Here is a 17338-nt window from a genome sequence, read left to right as displayed (position 1 = left end):
AAAAAGAGAAAATATAAATAGAAGTTAACTTCTAATTGTTATTCAGACAATCAGAATTGACTGGAATTTTGTGAAGCGCTACAATAAGAGTCTATTAGTAATGACGTAATTTATTTCGAAAGCGTTTTTACAGTATAATATTCGAAGTATGAAGTCTTACATGTATCCCGAGCTTTACTAGGGATTGCCCTATAAACTTTTAGGTAAATTATAAGGAGGACTATCCTATGTTTAAAAAATTATTCGGTTTTGGTTCAAAAACAAATGAAGAAACAATCGTAGCTCCATTAACTGGAGCAGTGAAAAATATTGAAGAAGTACCAGATCCAGTATTTGCTGGTCGTATGATGGGTGACGGTGTTGCAATCGATCCTACTGAAGGTGTAGTTGTATCTCCAGTTGATGGTGAAATCGTACAATTATTCCACACAAAACATGCTATCGGAATTAAAGCGAAAAACGGTACAGAAATTTTAATCCACGTTGGATTAGAAACTGTAAAAATGGAAGGCGAAGGTTTCGAAGCTCACGTTTCTGAAGGCCAAGCTGTAAAAGCTGGAGATAAATTAATCTCATTCGACTTAGAATTAATCCGTGAAAAAGCGAAAAGCACAATTACTCCAATTGTTATTACAAACACAGATGCAGCTGAGTCTATTAAGACAACTGTAGGCGTAGCAGCTACAAAAGGTTCAACAGAAGTAATGAAAGTTACAATGAAATAATTGCAATATAAGAGGAATCCGTTTCGTATGAAATGGATTCCTTATTTTTGTTGCGTGTTCAGTATGTATGTTAAAATACTCTAGGCACTTGGAAATAGGGTTTCACATATATGTGGATAAGGCGCATTTTTCTTAGAAAAAATATAAGAGAAATGCGCCTTTTGTATATTCACATTTCTTTTGTTCTATTCTAATGTAAGTTATGATGAATGGTAAGAAATCGAATATAGGGGTGGGTTTGAATGAAACGAGTGTTATTTGTTTGTACTGGCAATACATGTCGTAGTCCAATGGCTGAGGCGTTGCTTCGTCATCACGGAGGAGATAAGTTTGAAGTGCAATCTGCTGGTGTTTTCGCCTATCCTGGGAGCGATGCATCGGTACATGCGAAGGAAGCTTTAGCTGAAAAAGGAATTTTAATTGATCATGCGGCGCAGCAAATAAATGAAACTTTGCTTGATTGGGCTGATATTGTCGTAACGATGACAGAAAACCATAAGCAAATTGTACTTGGGCATTATCCGAGCGTTGAAAAGAAATTAAATACGTTATATGGATTAACTGAAGGTATAGGCAAGGACATTTCAGATCCATTTGGAGGCTCGCTTTCTATTTATAAAGAAACGTTAGATGAGATGGAAAAACTTGTACAAACTTTACTGAAAAAACATTCAGTAGGTTGATGTTTCGTGTATAATACGATATTGGAGATCACTTCTTCCTATGTGAGGTAGCGAGTGTGAAATGAAGATAATTGATTGAAACTTTGGAGGGGTAAAAATGAAAGTAGTAATAGCATCTGATCACGGCGGTATGAATATCCGCAAAGAACTTGTAAGTTTATTAGAAGAGTTAAATATTGAATATGTTGATTTAGGTTGTGAATGTGAAGCTGGTTCTGTTGATTACCCTGACTTTGCGTTTCCAGCAGCTGAAATGGTAGCGAATGGTGAAGTAGATCGTGGTATTTTAGTTTGTGGGACAGGCATTGGTATGTCAATCGCAGCAAACAAAGTAAATGGTATCCGTTGTGCGTTAGTTCATGATACTTTCAGCGCGAAAGCAACGAGAGAGCATAATGACACTAATATGCTAGCGATGGGTGAGCGTGTAATTGGTGCTGGTCTAGCGCGTGATATCGCGAAAATCTGGTTAACAACTGACTATGAAGGTGGTCGTCACGAAAACCGCGTAGGAAAAATTAAAACATACGAAACAAAGTAATACATTCTAACTATCAGTAGTGTGAAATATAATTTGGTGAACCAACCTGTGAAAGGAAGAGGCGTAATGACAGAAATCGTAAAGGTAAGAGAACAGCTACAAATGTCGCTTTCTGATTTCCAAGAACAAGCTTCATTACAAAGCGGTCAAATTTTTGTAGTGGGTTGTAGCACGAGCGAAGTGCTAGGCGAAAGAATTGGAACATCAGGAACGATGGAAGTAGCAGAGGCGATTTTCTCTGAGTTAAAACAATTTCAAGAGCAAACAGGTATTGAATTAGCGTTTCAATGTTGTGAGCATTTAAACCGTGCTTTAGTAGTTGAGAGAGAAGTAGCGATAAAATATCAATTTGAAATTGTAACAGTTACGCCTGTTAGATCAGCAGGTGGTGCATTGGGGACATACGCGTATCACAATTTGAAAGATCCGGTAGTAGTTGAGTTTATTAAAGCTGATGCAGGAATGGATATTGGTGATACATTTATCGGTATGCATTTAAAGCATGTAGCTGTTCCGGTTCGTACAAGTGTGAAGGCAATTGGAAGTGCGCATGTAACGATGGCCAAAACACGTGGAAAACTAATTGGTGGAGCGCGTGCTGTCTATGCGGCAGTGGAAGAGACTACCACTTGCCGTTAAATATGAGAAATTAGGAAGTCATATAGTAACTGTTTATCATAAGATAAAAGGTATGTTGTCTGACTTTATAATAGAAGAAAGAAAAGACCGATTTTCGGTCTTTTTTTTCTTTTATGATATAGAAAGTCATGTTAGAATGTAGTTGAAAACATGAAGGTTCGAAAGAATTACAACCTGAATTTTCGTTTTTTCTGAATAAATAAGAAAAAACTGTTGGGAATCGATGTAATTCGTTCAGAAAAGGGGGATTTTGGTGGATCATTTAAAACGTCAAGATGAAAAGGTATTTGCTGCAATTGAGGCAGAACTAGGAAGACAGCGTTCAAAGATTGAGTTAATTGCTTCGGAAAACTTCGTAAGTGAAGCAGTAATGGAGGCACAAGGTTCTGTTTTAACGAATAAGTATGCTGAAGGATATCCTGGAAAACGTTACTATGGTGGCTGTGAACACGTAGACGTAGTAGAAGATATCGCACGTGATCGCGTGAAAGAAATTTTCGGCGCAGAGCACGTAAATGTTCAACCACACTCTGGTGCACAAGCGAACATGGCAGTATACTTTACGATTTTAGAGCAAGGCGATACAGTACTTGGTATGAACTTATCTCATGGTGGTCACTTAACACACGGAAGCCCTGTTAACTTCAGTGGAGTACAATATAATTTCGTAGAATATGGCGTGGATGCTGACTCTCACCGTATTAATTACGATGATGTATTAGCAAAAGCGAAAGAACATAAACCAAAATTAATCGTTGCAGGTGCAAGTGCATACCCTCGTGTTATCGATTTCAAGCGATTCCGTGAGATTGCAGATGAAGTGGGCGCTTATTTAATGGTTGATATGGCACATATCGCTGGTTTAGTAGCTGCTGGTTTACACCCAAATCCAGTACCACATGCACATTTCGTTACAACGACAACACATAAAACGTTACGTGGTCCGCGTGGTGGTATGATTTTATGTGAAGAGCAATTTGCAAAACAAATTGATAAATCAATCTTCCCTGGTATTCAAGGTGGTCCACTTATGCACGTAATCGCTGCAAAAGCTGTTGCATTTGGTGAAGCACTTCAAGATGATTTCAAAACATATGCACAAAATATCGTTAACAATGCGAACCGCTTAGCTGAAGGTCTTCAAAAAGAAGGACTTACACTTGTTTCTGGCGGAACAGACAATCACTTAATCTTGATTGATGTTCGTAACTTAGAAATCACAGGTAAAGTAGCAGAGCACGTATTAGATGAAGTTGGTATTACAGTGAACAAAAATACAATTCCATTTGAAACAGCAAGCCCATTTGTAACAAGTGGTGTACGTATCGGTACAGCAGCTGTAACATCTCGTGGTTTCGGTTTAGAAGAAATGGATGAAATTGCGTCACTTATTGCTTATACATTAAAAAATCATGAAAATGAAGTTGCATTAGAAGAAGTACGTAAGCGTGTAGAAGCGTTAACTAGCAAATTCACAATGTATCCAAATCTATAATAGATTGAAGAAGACTGCCAGACTTAATTGTTTTGGCGGTCTTTTTTTGTGGACATATATTATTTTTAAAGTATGTATACAAATGATGAATAAATTTTGGCGATATAATGAAGGATACAGCTCCCATAATTGGTAAAGATACTAGATAGATTCATCGTAAAATCATGATTTTGCCAAATTTGCCCTTGAATATTAGTAGCGTTTTCTTTACAATCGTAAATAGTGTAAAAAAGCGTGCAAACGCATGAATATCATCTAAAGGAGAGATTCACATGGGAAAACTGTATGTATTTGATCACCCGTTAATTCAACATAAGATTACATATATTCGCGATAAGAATACAGGTACGAAAGATTTTCGTGAATTAGTGGACGAAGTAGCAAGCTTAATGGCTTTCGAAATTACTCGCGACCTTCCACTTAAGGACATTGAAATTGAAACACCTGTAAGCAAAGCGACAACAAAAGTGATCGCTGGTAAAAAACTTGGTTTAATTCCGATTTTACGTGCAGGTTTAGGAATGGTTGATGGAATTCTGAAATTAATTCCAGCAGCAAAAGTAGGACACGTTGGTTTATACCGTGACCCTAAAACATTGCAACCGGTAGAATACTATGTGAAACTTCCAACGGATGTAGAAGAGCGTGACTTTATCGTACTAGATCCGATGCTAGCAACAGGTGGTTCTGCGGCTGAAGCAATTAACTCTCTGAAAAAGCGCGGTGCGAAACAAATTAAATTAATGTGTATCGTTGCAGCTCCAGAAGGGGTAAAAGTAGTACAAGAAGAACATCCTGATGTTGATATTTATGTAGCAGCATTAGATGAGAAATTAAATGACCACGGATATGTAGTACCAGGTCTTGGTGATGCTGGTGACCGTTTATTCGGAACGAAGTAAGACAACTGACGAGCAGGGGAGATTCCCCAGCTCGTCTTTTTTGTTGTAAGCAAGTAGGGGAGGGGGAGAGGATAAATATACATCGTATATACAACATAAGTTGCATACACCTCACATATAATATAGAAGTCTTACGTCTGAGGAACACTATATTATGGAAGAAAAGCGTTATATCTCGAAAATATAATAGTGACAAACTTGTGAACATTTCCTTCTATTATAAAGAGAAAACTGTTAGAAATTGCATATATGTAACCAGTATTTAGAAGGGGAACGTTTTCATTTTTGGGAGGAAATGCCTAATACTCAAATTTTTAGATTTTTTACGATTTCTCGTTGACACTGTTAATACCCTATTGTATGCTAACAACGGGGATAGATGGTAGGGCTTTCAGTGACAAAATTACATCTATTCCGTGACGAAAATGTAAACTTTTTGTTTTGTATAGGATTTATGCAAAAAAATGAGTTATTATTAACACATCGTGAATGAGGGTTACATATTGGAGGGATGAATCCTTGCAAAAAAACGATCGCAGCCATATAAAAGCTTATGCTTTAATGTCAGGTATTCTTGCTCAATTAGTCGGTTCTATTCTTGTTGGAATCTTTGGTGGGCAGTGGATTGATAATAAGGTTGGAACGTTTCCGTTGTTTCTTATTATAGGGTTATTACTCGGACTAGGAACAGGGGTATACGCAATGATTCGACTCATTCGACATTACTATTCGGGAGAGCAATGATGATAGACGTACATGGACTTGTCCAAAGACAAAAGAAATATATGTACTACTTGCTTGCGCTTCTAGTGCTAGGATGGGGATTTACCTCTTACAAGGATGTATTTCTTGGACTGATTATCGGGACGATTTTCAGTTTTCTTAGTTTGCGCATCATTGCACGTAGAACAGACAAGCTGCTAGATCGCGTAACAAATGGAGAAAACGTGAAGTTCAAGGCAACAGCGGTAAGTACATATTCAAGATTCGCCACGATTGGGTTATTAATTTTATTTGCAGCCAAATATCAAGAGTTAATCGCGATGTGGGGCCTAGGTGTAGGATTGCTGACAGGATACCTTGTCATGATCATAGATTTTCTTTATTTAGAGTATAAGAGCAGGGAAGAGAGGTGAATTACTAGTGGAACACGGTAAATTAGTTGAATTTCTAGGTTTAACGTTCGATTTGTCATCAGTTATGATGGTTACTGTAGCAGCAGTTATTGTTTTCTTAATCGCTGTTATCGGAACTCGCAGCTTAGCTCTTCGCCCAACCGGGATGCAAAACTTCATGGAATGGGTGTTTGACTTCGTGAAAGGGATTATCAATAGTACGATGGACTGGAAAACAGGTGGACGTTTCTTAACGCTTGGCGTTACGCTTATCATGTTTATCATCGTATCGAACTTCCTTGGTTTACCATTCATGTATTCAGCAACTGAAGCTGGCGAACATATTGCATGGTGGAGATCACCAACGTCTGATCCAGCAGTTACATTAACATTAGCCGTGATGGTAGTTACCCTCACCCATTATTATGGAATTAAGATGAAGGGTACGAAAGAGTACGTAAAAGGTTATTTCCAACCTATGAAATTCTTATTCCCATTAAAGGTTATTGAGGAGTTTGCTAACACATTAACGTTAGGTCTTCGTTTATTTGGTAACATTTATGCAGGTGAGATCTTATTAGGATTACTTGCTAAGTTGGGCGGAGCATCATTCCTTGGCGCATTAGGTGCACTTGTACCTATGTTAGCGTGGATGGGATTCAGTGTATTCGTTGGTTCAATCCAAGCATTTATTTTCGTTATGTTAACGATGGTTTATATGGCTCATAAAGTAAGCCATGACCATTAATATAATTTAAGTAAGAAAAAATTTATTTTTTTATAATACAAAGGAGGACAAATTAAATGAGTTTAGGTGTAATCGCAGCTGCAATTGCAATTGGTTTATCAGCATTAGGTGCAGGTATTGGTAACGGTCTTATCGTATCACGTACAATCGAAGGTGTTGCTCGTCAACCAGAACTAAAAGGCGCACTTCAAACAATTATGTTCATCGGGGTTGCTTTAGTTGAGGCACTTCCAATCATCGGTGTAGTTATTGCTTTCATCGTAATGAACAAATAAGGGAGACTCCCCTTACATAGATGGCGAAGAGTGTTTTTCCGAACTTTCTTCGCCATTGCTTTATGAATGAAACGTATGTCTTTTTTTTTCATATGATCAATTTAGATATTTTGAAGGGAGTGAATCCTTGTGCCAACTTTATTATTAGGTGCTGCCATTCCATTTGGAACGATTGCTTATACATTGTTCATTTTCTTACTTCTATTAGTAATGCTACGCAAATTTGCGTGGGGTCCTTTAATGGGAATTATGAAAGAACGTGAAGAGCATGTTACTAATGAAATCGACGCTGCAGAAAGAAGTAATGCTGAGGCGAAGAAGTTAGTAGAAGAACAACGTGAAATGTTAAAACAATCACGTGTTGAAGCACAAGAGTTAATCGAAAGAGCGAAAAAGCAAGCTGTAGATCAAAAAGATGTTATTGTTGCTGCTGCGAAAGAAGAAGCAGAATCAATTAAAGCATCTGCTGTACAAGAAATTCAACGCGAAAAAGAGCAAGCAATTGCTGCTTTACAAGAACAAGTTGCTTCTTTATCTGTTCAAATTGCTTCTAAAGTAATTGAAAAAGAATTAAAAGAAGAAGATCAAGTGAAGTTAATTCGCGATTATATTAAAGAAGTAGGAGAAGCGCGATGAGCAATGGGATTGTAGCAAAACGTTATGCTGTCGCTCTTTTTAAAATTGCTAAAGAAAAACACGTATTAGAAATGTTTGAAGAGGAATTACGCCTTGTACAAAACGTTTATGTAAAGAACGGAGAACTACATAGCTTTTTAACGCAACCGAACATTTCAAAGGAACAAAAGAAAACGTTTCTTGCAAACGTATTCGGATCTGTTTCTGAATCTATTTTAAATACGTTATATATTTTAATTGATAACAAACGCATTGATATCTTACCTGAAATTGCAGATGAATATGTTGTTCTTGCTAATGAAGAACGTAACGTAGCGGACGCAACTGTATATTCTACTCGTCTTCTATCAGAAGAAGAGAAGCTTAACATTGCAGAAGCATTTGCGAAGAGAACAGGAAAAGATGCAATTCGCGTGAAAAATGTTGTAGATGAAGATTTACTAGGCGGAATTAAAGTACGTATTGGAAATCGCATTTATGACGGAAGTTTACAAGGAAAATTAGCACGTATTCAGCGTGAATTAATGAAGAATAGATAGGGGTGAAGCACATGAGCATCAGAGCTGAAGAAATTAGCGCACTGATAAAGCAACAAATCGAGAACTATCAGTCTGAAATCGAAGTTAGTGATGTTGGTACAGTTATCCAAGTTGGTGACGGTATCGCGCGTGCTCATGGTCTTGATAACGTTATGGCTGGTGAACTTGTAGAGTTCTCTAACGGCGTTATGGGACTAGCACAAAACTTAGAGGAAAATAACGTAGGTATTATCATTTTAGGACCTTACACAGAAATTCGTGAAGGTGACGAAGTTCGTCGTACTGGTCGCATCATGCAAGTACCGGTAGGAAAAGAACTAATTGGTCGTGTTGTAAACCCATTAGGTCAACCAGTTGATGGTTTAGGCCCAATCAATACAACAAACACTCGTCCAATTGAAAGTCCAGCACCAGGTGTAATGGATCGTAAATCTGTTCATGAGCCACTTCAAACAGGTATTAAAGCGATCGATGCTCTTGTACCAATTGGCCGTGGTCAACGTGAGTTAATCATTGGTGACCGTCAAACTGGTAAAACAGCAGTTGCACTTGATACAATCATTAACCAAAAAGATGAAGATATGATTTGTATCTACGTAGCAATTGGACAAAAAGAATCAACTGTACGTAACGTAGTAGAAACACTACGTAAGCACGGTGCATTAGAGTACACAATCGTTGTAACTGCATCTGCTTCTCAACCAGCTCCATTATTATACCTAGCTCCTTACGCTGGTGTAACAATGGGTGAAGAGTTCATGTACAATGGTAAACACGTATTAGTAGTATATGATGACTTATCAAAACAAGCAGCGGCTTACCGTGAGCTGTCATTACTATTACGTCGTCCTCCAGGTCGTGAAGCTTACCCAGGGGATGTATTCTACTTACATTCTCGCTTATTAGAGCGTGCAGCAAAATTAAGTGATGCAAAAGGCGGCGGTTCTTTAACTGCACTACCTTTCATCGAAACACAAGCAGGGGACGTATCAGCATACATCCCAACAAACGTAATTTCTATTACGGATGGACAAATCTTCTTACAATCTGACCTATTCTTCTCTGGCGTACGTCCAGCGATCGATGCGGGTACTTCTGTATCTCGTGTAGGTGGATCTGCTCAGATTAAAGCAATGAGTAAAGTATCAGGTACACTTCGTCTTGACCTTGCATCTTACCGTGAGTTAGAAGCGTTCGCTCAGTTCGGTTCTGACCTTGATAAAGCAACTCAAGCGAAATTAAACCGTGGTGCTCGTACTGTTGAGGTATTAAAACAAGGATTACACAAACCATTACGTGTAGAGAAACAAGTTATCATTCTTTACGCTTTAACACGTGGATTCCTAGATGATATCCCAGTAGTAGATATCACTCGTTTCGAAGAAGAATTCCATGCTTGGTTAGATTCTAATGCGACTGACTTATTAGAAGAAATCCGCACAACTAAGAAACTTGCGGATGACGACAAATTTGCAGCAGCAATTAATGGATTTAAAAAAGTATTCGTAGCTTCTGAATAATAATAAAAAGTGAAGCCGACTGTTCAGCCCCATCGGCTAAGGTTCTTTCTCACAGAAGGTGTTTTTTACCTTCTTGTGGGGAAGGTTCTTAGACGAAAGGGGCTAGGAGGCGGAACTAGATTAATAAAAGCAGAAGCGGCTCGTTTAAGCCGCTGCAGCTAGATAGTATATATAAAGGCATCTCAATTTCTGAGATTGCTGACGGTTATGTAAAGGAAAAGAGTAGGTGCACCTATTCTTTTCCTTCAATCATGAGCAAGAATATCTTGCAACGTAGATTAGGAAGAGGATTCTTACTAATCGTGCCAACTTCCGGAAAAAAGGTGGTGAAAACCTGTGGCATCTTTACGCGATATAAAAGCGAAGATTAACTCGACAAAGAAAACGAGTCAAATTACGAAAGCGATGGAGATGGTATCTGCATCTAAGTTAAACCGTGCAGAGCAAAATGCTAAATCTTTCGTTCCGTATATGGAAAAGATTCAAGAAGTAGTAGCGAGCATTGCGCAAGGAAGTAAAGGAATTAATCATCCGATGCTAAATGCGCGTCCTGTAAAGCGTACAGGATACATCGTTATTACATCTGATCGCGGACTAGCAGGTGGTTATAACAGTAACGTATTACGTACAGTAAGTAACGTAATTCGTGAACGTCATAATATGGATTCAAACCAATATTCAATTATTGTGCTTGGACGACTAGGACGTGATTATTTAAAACGTCGCGGCTTTAACATCATTGATGAAGTAGTTGGACTATCTGACCACCCATCATTTACTGATATTAAAGACCTTGCTTCTCGAGCAATTGCGATGTTCGCAGATGGTGCTTATGATGAGCTGTACATTTACTACAACCATTACGTAAGTAAAATTTCACAAGAGGTAACGGAAAATAAAATTTTACCGCTTACTGATGTGGCGTCTGACAAACCGACGACAGCTTATGAATTCGAACCTTCTGAAGAAGAAATTTTAAAAGTACTATTGCCACAATACGCAGAAAGCTTAGTGTACGGTGCATTACTAGACGGTAAAGCAAGTGAACACGCAGCGCGTATGACAGCAATGAAGAGTGCTACAGACAACGCAATGGAAGTTATCGATTCACTTACACTTTCATTCAACCGTGCGCGTCAGGCAGCGATTACGCAAGAAATTACGGAAATCGTTGGTGGAGCAGCAGCGTTAGAATAGTATTAAAAGGCGGAAGCGGCTCTGTCAAAAGAGTCGCGTAAGCTATAAACCAATAAAAAATTAAAAGCTAGCTGCTCGTAGAAAGTTGGCTAATTAAAAGAAAGCTAGGAGGGAACCCGATGAATAAAGGGCGCGTTACGCAAATCATGGGTCCGGTTGTAGACGTTAAGTTTGATGGCGGAAAGCTACCAGAAATCTACAACGCCCTTACGGTAAAACAAAGCAACGAAAACGGAAGTATTAACTTAACATTTGAAGTTGCACTTCATTTAGGTGATGATACAGTTCGTACAGTTGCAATGTCTTCCACAGATGGACTTGTTCGTGGCACAGAAGTAGAAGATACTGGTAAACCAATCTCTGTACCAGTTGGTGATGTAACACTTGGTCGCGTATTTAACGTATTAGGTGATGCAATTGACTTAGATGGTGAGGTTCCTGCAGATGTACATCGTGATCCAATTCACCGTCAAGCACCTGCATTCGAAGAATTATCTACTAAAGTAGAAATTCTTGAAACTGGTATTAAAGTAGTAGACTTACTTGCTCCTTACATTAAGGGTGGTAAGATCGGCCTATTCGGTGGTGCCGGCGTAGGTAAAACAGTATTAATTCAGGAATTAATTAACAACATCGCACAAGAGCACGGTGGTATCTCTGTATTCGCTGGTGTAGGTGAGCGTACTCGTGAGGGTAATGACTTATACCACGAAATGAGCGATTCTGGCGTAATCAAGAAAACTGCGATGGTATTCGGACAAATGAACGAGCCACCTGGAGCACGTCAACGTGTTGCATTAACAGGTTTAACAATGGCTGAGCATTTCCGTGATGAGCAAGGACAAGACGTACTTCTGTTCATCGATAACATCTTCCGTTTCACGCAAGCGGGTTCTGAAGTATCTGCCCTTCTTGGTCGTATGCCATCTGCGGTAGGTTACCAACCAACACTTGCAACAGAAATGGGTCAATTACAAGAGCGTATTACATCTACAAATAAAGGGTCTATCACGTCTATCCAAGCGGTATATGTACCAGCCGATGACTATACTGACCCAGCACCAGCTACAACGTTCGCTCACTTAGATGCAACAACAAACTTAGAGCGTCGTTTAACGCAAATGGGTATTTACCCAGCCGTAGATCCATTAGCATCTACATCTCGTGCACTTTCTCCAGAAATCGTAGGAGAAGAACATTATGAAGTAGCTCGTCAAGTACAGCAAACTTTACAACGTTATAAAGAGCTTCAAGATATCATCGCTATCTTAGGTATGGATGAGTTATCTGAAGAAGATAAGTTAGTTGTACATCGTGCTCGTCGTATTCAATTCTTCTTATCTCAAAACTTCCACGTAGCTGAGCAGTTTACAGGTCAAAAAGGTTCTTACGTACCTGTAAAGAATACAGTTAGTGGTTTCAAAGAAATTCTAGAAGGAAAATATGATGACCTTCCAGAAGATGCATTCCGCTTAGTAGGTGGCATTGAAGAAGTTATTGAAAACGCGAAGAAAATGATGGCGTAAGGCCTTAGGAGGGACGAAGTATGAAGACATTTCCAGTCAGTATTGTAACTCCTGATGGACCGGTTTACGAAAAAGAAGTAGAAATGGTAAGTGTAAAAGCAGAGAGTGGGGAAATGGGGATCTTACCAGGTCACATTCCAACTGTTGCACCATTAAAAATTAGTGCAGTTCGTCTGAAAAATGGTGGACACACTGATTATGTAGCAGTAAGCGGTGGCTTTATCGAAGTTCGTCCAGATAAAGTGACTGTATTATCATCATCTGCTGAAGAAGCAAACCATATCGATATCCATCGCGCAAATGAAGCGAAGCGTCGCGCTGAGCAACGTCTGCAAGATAAACAAGCGCATGTTGACTTTAAACGTGCAGAAATGGCATTACAACGTGCCGTGAACCGTTTAAACGTTTCCGATATGAAGTAAAAAAATCCGTAAGGGCTTTGCCTTTACGGATTTTTTTTGTGTATTTTATGGATAATTTTACAAAACTGGTATAATTATATTGATGCTTGTATAAGTAGAAGTGTACAACAATTTATATTTCATAAAGGGGATGAATCAATGATTGGTGAAATGAAGCGAGAAGCATTGTACTCTTTAAAGGGAAAATGGGGACTAGGTGTTGGATCAACAATTTTATATTTTATTTTAAGTTATGTCGTTTCGATGGCTGCAATGCTTATACTATTAATTCCAGGAATTATTATATTTCTCTCAGTTGCAAGCTTAACTGGATCATTTGAAGAGGAAACGATGTCAATTGGAGCAGGTATTACCTTTGGAATTTTTTATTGCATTATAATAATTTTGAGTAACGCATCGTATGGGATCACGTCATATGGTTATACAAATGTATTTTTACAGATTAGTAAACGAGAAGATGCTAAAGTAGATTACTTATTTGAAGGATTTCGTGGCTTTAAAAGAATGATGAAAACAATGTGGGCAATGCTTGCGATTTTGTTATATACAGGTACATGGATTCCGATGCTGTTAATAGGCTTATTTGCATTGTTAGGTGAAGAAGGGAATACGTCATTTGCAATAGCTTTCTTCGTACTATTAGCAATTTCAATTGTTGGTATGATTGTGATGTATTTTTCTTATGCACTGACGTACTATGTGATGATTGAAAATCCAGAATATAGTGTTTCGCAGGCGATGAAGGAAAGTAAGAATCTTATGAAGGGTCATAAGTTAGATTTGTTTCTTTTATGGCTGAGCTTCATAGGATGGGCTATTTTAGCGCTTCTTACTTTTGGAATAGGATTTCTTTGGCTTAGTCCGTATATGAGTACGACGACAGCGCACTTTTATCGCTATATTTCAAAAGGTGAATTTCAATAGGAACATGCTATACTAATAGAATTATTGTGTATAGGAGGCGAGGCTACGCATGATTAGTGATTTAAAAGGAGAAGCACTAGATTCATTAGAAGGAAAATGGGGATTAGCTGTTGGAGCTACACTACTCATTTCAATTCTTATCACGGCTTTTAGTTTTAGTGTTGATTGGGGATTTTCTGTGATTTTCGGTTGGCAAAAAACAAATGGTTCACTTTCAACGAATATTCTTACATTTTTTGTTACTGGACCGTTAACTTTAGGTGGATATTACCTTGGTTTAAATATCCTTCGTGAAAAGCAAGCTAGTATTGGTAATGTATTCATTTGGTTTTCAGAGGGAAAGAGATTTCTAAAATCATTTTTATTATATTTATTAGTAAATCTTTATCTTTTCTTATGGACGTTATTGTTCATTATTCCAGGTATTATTAAATCATTTTCTTATGCGATGACATACTTTATTATAAACGATCATCCTGAGTATTCACTGAACCAAGCTATTACAGAAAGTCGTCGTATGATGGATGGACATAAGATGGAGTATTTCATTTTATGTTTAAGTTTTATTGGCTGGTTTATATTAAGTTGTATTACGTTAGGGATTGGATTTTTATGGTTAATTCCATATTTCTATACGACATCTGCAGCTTTTTACGAAGAGATTGCAGAAGAATATTATGAGAAAAATATTTAGCACTAAAAAACCCCCGGTATGAATTATTTGTTCATACTGGGGGTTTTTTGTAGAAACTTTATAAACTGATTGCTAGTAAGTGGTTTACTGAAATAGTAACCTTGCATATATTTACAGTTATGTTTTTGCAGAAACTTAAGTTGTTTTTCGGTTTCAATTCCTTCGGCGACGACTGAAAGATTTAAAGTATTCGCGAGGGAAAGTATTGTAGAAACGATGGCTCGTTCTTCAGGACGATGATCAGCTAATTGTGTAAATTCTCTCGGTACTTTTAATGTGTCGATTGGAAAAATTGATAAATAAGCAAGAGAAGAGTATCCAGTACCGAAGTCATCAATGGAAGTTTGGATACCGTATTCTTTTAATTGCTTCAGTCTTAATAACGTTTCTTTCTCGTCAACCATTGCAATTCTTTCTGTTAACTCAAGTGTTACATATTTTGGATCGACTTGCACGTCGTTTAATATTTGTGAAATGCTTTCAATTAATTGATCTTGCCGGAACTCTTTTGCGGATAGATTAACACTTATTTTTAAATTTTGGTAGCCAAAGGTATGCCATATTTTTAATTGGAGACAAGCTTCTTGTAATACCCAATGTCCAAGTGGGACTACTTGTGGCGTCTCTTCTACAATTGGAATAAACTCACATGGTGAAATGTCACCTAATAGTGGGTGTTTCCAACGTATTAAAGCTTCAGCGCCGATAATTTTATTTGTTGTCGTATCAATTTGTGGTTGATAAACGAGATAAAATTCTTTGTTTACTAAAGCGATTGGCAAATCTTTTTCAATTCGAGCTTTTCGTTCCATTTTTTTATATAGTTCTTTCGTGTAAAGAGAGCTACCGTTTTTTCCTTTATTCTTTGCTTCGTACATGGCCATATCAGCATGCTGCAAAATGGATAGCGCATCTTCACCTGCTTCAGGATATATTGCAATTCCGATGCTCGGTGAGATTTGTAAATGTTGATTTTCGATTTCGAATGGCTCATTCATGGCCGTTACAATCCTATCAGCTATTTTTTGGACATCTGGCTTTTTTTTGTAATTCTCGATAAGGATTGTGAACTCATCCCCAGCTAGCCGCGCGAGTTTCATATTTGATGTTGCTATTCTTTCGAGCCTTTTTGCTACTGCGATGAGCAATAGGTCTCCTACTCGATGACCGAGGGTATCATTAATAACTTTAAAACGGTCTAGGTCGAGAAACATAACAGCAAAAGGCTTTTTCGATATTTTTGCTCGCGCAATTGCCTGTTCTAAATGTTGATGAAATGCACGTCGATTTGCAAGCTCTGTTAAAGTATCATGGTATGCTAGGAAATTAATTTGTTCTTGTTGTTGTTTGCTTTCCGTAATATCTTTAATCATTAAATAAACCCCAGAAATTTTCTCCTTTAAAAAGATCGGTACGGCGGTAACGTGCAAGTAGTAAATATCTCTGTTTTTATGGTACGCCCGTATTTCTAAAGAGATAGAATACCCCTTTTTCACGCGATGAAAGGCGTTAATCATTTCTTCTAAATCTTCTTCGTATATGAGTGAATAGTAAGGCTGGTTTAATAATTCATTCGTTTGATAACCGAGTAAAGTAGTACCAGCGTTATTTACTTTGAGAAAATTACCGTACAAATCTAATGTGAAGATTGGATCTGGATGATGCTCGTATAAAGATTTAAACATTTGTTGATTATGATAGAGTTCATTTTTCTGTTCTACTAAATCTTCTGTACGTAGTTTAATTTGTTTCTCGAGTTCTGAGTTGAATTGCATTTGAGCTAGCAATAAGATTTTATTTTGTTTTCGAACTAAACTATGACGTATGAGAACGAAAGAGAAAGTTATTATAAGTCCAATTACTATAATAGGCGCAAAAACGTATTCAACTAATATGAAAACAATAAGCATTACTACCGAAATATACGGTAATGATAATCGGATTGATTCACCAATTTTAGGTGTTAGTAGTACTTGTTCTTGTTTTTCAGGCTCTTTTGTATGGAGAATACAGGCGATTGCTACTAACACTAAGGTTACTTGATAGAAAGGAGTAACTGTAAACATAGAATACTCTGGTATGAAGTATTTTATATACGCATAAATCGCATCTGTAGTAGCATATAAAATTAAAGCACTGCCAAGAAGTGCACCGACCTTTTTAGGTAATAAGGATAGTGGTTTAAATAAAAGGTTGATTCCTATTAAGAGAAAGAGTAAATCAGCCATTGGATAGGTAAGTTGAACAAATATGTCGATATAGGATGTTGTAAAGATGTGAATAGTTCGTTCAATAAGTAAGTAGTAACTTAAAGTAAATTGGGCTGTAACGATAATACAAATATCACATAGCATAAAAAGTTTTTCTAATAAATCTCGGTTGTAAATGATTTCGTATAGAAAGGCAAACGTAATGCTAAATAAAAAAAGTAAGTAAAAAAAGTCAGATGGATCAACGAACGTATAGAAGTCTTTTACAATTAAACGCTGATAGGCAACGACTATATCGCCGATAAAATAAGAGAGAGCTCCAACAGATAATATGATCCAGAATAAACGAGATAGCCCTTCTTTCATGTTTGAAAAGTAAATTATATAACTACAAGCGATAATATCAATTAATAGGGTACTCGTTCCAATTAATAGCTGAAAAGGAAATGAGTATTCATATAGAAAAGGCATCGCTACATAGTGAAGCGTTATAGACAGCAATACAATGCTTATAAGAATACTTACATGTGTTTGTTTTTTCATTTAT

At 37.5% G+C, this 17338-nt stretch carries 20 protein-coding genes; 19 read left to right on the top strand and 1 reads right to left on the bottom strand.

Going from position 1 to position 17338, the window contains the following annotated elements:
* Positions 1 to 227 precede the first annotated feature (227 nt).
* The 19 genes from ACQGS6_RS12120 to ACQGS6_RS12030 all read left to right on the top strand — a co-directional run bounded on the left by ACQGS6_RS12120 (position 228) and on the right by ACQGS6_RS12030 (position 14581).
* The gene (locus ACQGS6_RS12120; RefSeq protein WP_000473645.1) at positions 228 to 725 is read left to right on the top strand and encodes a PTS sugar transporter subunit IIA; all 498 of its coding nucleotides are present in this window, start codon (positions 228 to 230) and stop codon (positions 723 to 725) included.
* Positions 726 to 967: 242 nt separating this feature from the next.
* The gene (locus ACQGS6_RS12115) at positions 968 to 1408 is read left to right on the top strand and encodes a low molecular weight protein arginine phosphatase (protein WP_000832368.1); all 441 of its coding nucleotides are present in this window, start codon (positions 968 to 970) and stop codon (positions 1406 to 1408) included.
* A gap of 97 nt (positions 1409 to 1505) precedes the next feature.
* Positions 1506 to 1949, top strand: coding sequence for a ribose 5-phosphate isomerase B (rpiB, locus tag ACQGS6_RS12110; protein ID WP_000869547.1), 444 nt, complete (start codon positions 1506 to 1508; stop codon positions 1947 to 1949).
* Between the two features lie 66 nt (positions 1950 to 2015).
* Positions 2016 to 2588 carry a TIGR01440 family protein gene (locus tag ACQGS6_RS12105; protein ID WP_000136376.1) on the top strand — a complete coding sequence of 191 codons (573 nt, stop codon included), beginning with the start codon at positions 2016 to 2018 and terminating at the stop codon, positions 2586 to 2588.
* 253 nt (positions 2589 to 2841) lie between these two features.
* Positions 2842 to 4083: a serine hydroxymethyltransferase gene (gene glyA / locus ACQGS6_RS12100; protein ID WP_000349811.1), complete on the top strand. Its 1242-nt coding sequence runs from the start codon at positions 2842 to 2844 to the stop codon at positions 4081 to 4083.
* Between the two features lie 272 nt (positions 4084 to 4355).
* A complete protein-coding gene (upp, locus tag ACQGS6_RS12095; protein WP_000517539.1) occupies positions 4356 to 4985 on the top strand; it encodes a uracil phosphoribosyltransferase in 630 nt (209 codons plus the stop codon).
* A 379-nt stretch (positions 4986 to 5364) separates the two neighbouring features.
* Positions 5365 to 5478 (top strand): DUF4024 domain-containing protein, encoded by a 114-nt coding sequence (locus tag ACQGS6_RS12090; RefSeq protein WP_000232962.1) that lies wholly within the window; start codon positions 5365 to 5367, stop codon positions 5476 to 5478.
* A 26-nt stretch (positions 5479 to 5504) separates the two neighbouring features.
* Positions 5505 to 5729, top strand: a complete 225-nt coding sequence (locus ACQGS6_RS12085) for an AtpZ/AtpI family protein (protein ID WP_001171223.1) — start codon at positions 5505 to 5507, stop codon at positions 5727 to 5729.
* Positions 5729 to 6121: an ATP synthase subunit I gene (locus ACQGS6_RS12080; RefSeq protein ID WP_000567600.1), complete on the top strand. Its 393-nt coding sequence runs from the start codon at positions 5729 to 5731 to the stop codon at positions 6119 to 6121. Before ACQGS6_RS12085 ends, ACQGS6_RS12080 begins: the two co-directional genes overlap by 1 nt.
* A 7-nt stretch (positions 6122 to 6128) precedes the next feature.
* Positions 6129 to 6848 (top strand): F0F1 ATP synthase subunit A, encoded by a 720-nt coding sequence (gene atpB / locus ACQGS6_RS12075; protein WP_000399870.1) that lies wholly within the window; start codon positions 6129 to 6131, stop codon positions 6846 to 6848.
* 56 nt (positions 6849 to 6904) lie between these two features.
* Positions 6905 to 7123, top strand: coding sequence for a F0F1 ATP synthase subunit C (atpE, locus tag ACQGS6_RS12070; RefSeq protein ID WP_000052064.1), 219 nt, complete (start codon positions 6905 to 6907; stop codon positions 7121 to 7123).
* Between the two features lie 129 nt (positions 7124 to 7252).
* Positions 7253 to 7759: a F0F1 ATP synthase subunit B gene (gene atpF, locus ACQGS6_RS12065; protein WP_001142618.1), complete on the top strand. Its 507-nt coding sequence runs from the start codon at positions 7253 to 7255 to the stop codon at positions 7757 to 7759.
* Positions 7756 to 8298 (top strand): F0F1 ATP synthase subunit delta, encoded by a 543-nt coding sequence (gene atpH / locus ACQGS6_RS12060; RefSeq protein WP_000064683.1) that lies wholly within the window; start codon positions 7756 to 7758, stop codon positions 8296 to 8298. The genes atpF and atpH overlap by 4 nt, the downstream gene beginning before the upstream one ends.
* An 11-nt stretch (positions 8299 to 8309) precedes the next feature.
* Complete coding sequence (gene atpA / locus ACQGS6_RS12055) at positions 8310 to 9818, top strand: F0F1 ATP synthase subunit alpha (protein WP_000027518.1); 1509 nt, start codon at positions 8310 to 8312, stop codon at positions 9816 to 9818.
* Positions 9819 to 10154: 336 nt separating this feature from the next.
* Positions 10155 to 11015, top strand: a complete 861-nt coding sequence (atpG, locus tag ACQGS6_RS12050; protein WP_000157696.1) for a F0F1 ATP synthase subunit gamma — start codon at positions 10155 to 10157, stop codon at positions 11013 to 11015.
* Between the two features lie 119 nt (positions 11016 to 11134).
* Positions 11135 to 12541, top strand: coding sequence for a F0F1 ATP synthase subunit beta (gene atpD / locus ACQGS6_RS12045; RefSeq protein ID WP_001032593.1), 1407 nt, complete (start codon positions 11135 to 11137; stop codon positions 12539 to 12541).
* A 20-nt stretch (positions 12542 to 12561) separates the two neighbouring features.
* Positions 12562 to 12963 carry a F0F1 ATP synthase subunit epsilon gene (gene atpC, locus ACQGS6_RS12040; RefSeq protein WP_000847211.1) on the top strand — a complete coding sequence of 134 codons (402 nt, stop codon included), beginning with the start codon at positions 12562 to 12564 and terminating at the stop codon, positions 12961 to 12963.
* A 138-nt stretch (positions 12964 to 13101) separates the two neighbouring features.
* A complete protein-coding gene (locus tag ACQGS6_RS12035; protein ID WP_000578830.1) occupies positions 13102 to 13887 on the top strand; it encodes a DUF975 family protein in 786 nt (261 codons plus the stop codon).
* Positions 13888 to 13936: 49 nt separating this feature from the next.
* Complete coding sequence (locus tag ACQGS6_RS12030) at positions 13937 to 14581, top strand: DUF975 family protein (protein WP_000622470.1); 645 nt, start codon at positions 13937 to 13939, stop codon at positions 14579 to 14581.
* Between the two features lie 23 nt (positions 14582 to 14604).
* Here ACQGS6_RS12030 and ACQGS6_RS12025 read toward each other — a convergent pair whose 3' ends face one another.
* Positions 14605 to 17334 (bottom strand): putative bifunctional diguanylate cyclase/phosphodiesterase, encoded by a 2730-nt coding sequence (locus ACQGS6_RS12025; RefSeq protein ID WP_000744998.1) that lies wholly within the window; start codon positions 17332 to 17334, stop codon positions 14605 to 14607.
* Between the last annotated feature and the right edge of the window lie 4 nt (positions 17335 to 17338).

It is taken from the genome of Bacillus sp. GMs2/2 (assembly GCF_050172095.1).
GTDB lineage: Bacteria > Bacillota > Bacilli > Bacillales > Bacillaceae_G > Bacillus_A > Bacillus_A cereus.
Note: the sequence above shows the minus strand (reverse complement) of the source record. Positions and strands in the feature narration are given on the sequence as shown.

What these genes read in the sequence shown, in the direction of transcription:
- ACQGS6_RS12120 (WP_000473645.1), top strand. Translation starts at nt 228, where the DNA reads ATGTTTAAAAAATTATTCGGTTTTGGTTCAAAAACAAATGAAGAAACA.
- ACQGS6_RS12115 (WP_000832368.1), top strand. Translation starts at nt 968, where the DNA reads ATGAAACGAGTGTTATTTGTTTGTACTGGCAATACATGTCGTAGTCCA.
- rpiB (WP_000869547.1), top strand. Translation starts at nt 1,506, where the DNA reads ATGAAAGTAGTAATAGCATCTGATCACGGCGGTATGAATATCCGCAAA.
- ACQGS6_RS12105 (WP_000136376.1), top strand. Translation starts at nt 2,016, where the DNA reads ATGACAGAAATCGTAAAGGTAAGAGAACAGCTACAAATGTCGCTTTCT.
- upp (WP_000517539.1), top strand. Translation starts at nt 4,356, where the DNA reads ATGGGAAAACTGTATGTATTTGATCACCCGTTAATTCAACATAAGATT.
- ACQGS6_RS12090 (WP_000232962.1), top strand. Translation starts at nt 5,365, where the DNA reads ATGGTAGGGCTTTCAGTGACAAAATTACATCTATTCCGTGACGAAAAT.
- ACQGS6_RS12080 (WP_000567600.1), top strand. Translation starts at nt 5,729, where the DNA reads ATGATAGACGTACATGGACTTGTCCAAAGACAAAAGAAATATATGTAC.
- atpE (WP_000052064.1), top strand. Translation starts at nt 6,905, where the DNA reads ATGAGTTTAGGTGTAATCGCAGCTGCAATTGCAATTGGTTTATCAGCA.
- atpH (WP_000064683.1), top strand. Translation starts at nt 7,756, where the DNA reads ATGAGCAATGGGATTGTAGCAAAACGTTATGCTGTCGCTCTTTTTAAA.
- atpA (WP_000027518.1), top strand. Translation starts at nt 8,310, where the DNA reads ATGAGCATCAGAGCTGAAGAAATTAGCGCACTGATAAAGCAACAAATC.
- atpD (WP_001032593.1), top strand. Translation starts at nt 11,135, where the DNA reads ATGAATAAAGGGCGCGTTACGCAAATCATGGGTCCGGTTGTAGACGTT.
- atpC (WP_000847211.1), top strand. Translation starts at nt 12,562, where the DNA reads ATGAAGACATTTCCAGTCAGTATTGTAACTCCTGATGGACCGGTTTAC.
- ACQGS6_RS12035 (WP_000578830.1), top strand. Translation starts at nt 13,102, where the DNA reads ATGATTGGTGAAATGAAGCGAGAAGCATTGTACTCTTTAAAGGGAAAA.
- ACQGS6_RS12030 (WP_000622470.1), top strand. Translation starts at nt 13,937, where the DNA reads ATGATTAGTGATTTAAAAGGAGAAGCACTAGATTCATTAGAAGGAAAA.
- ACQGS6_RS12025 (WP_000744998.1), bottom strand. Translation starts at nt 17,334, where the DNA reads ATGAAAAAACAAACACATGTAAGTATTCTTATAAGCATTGTATTGCTG.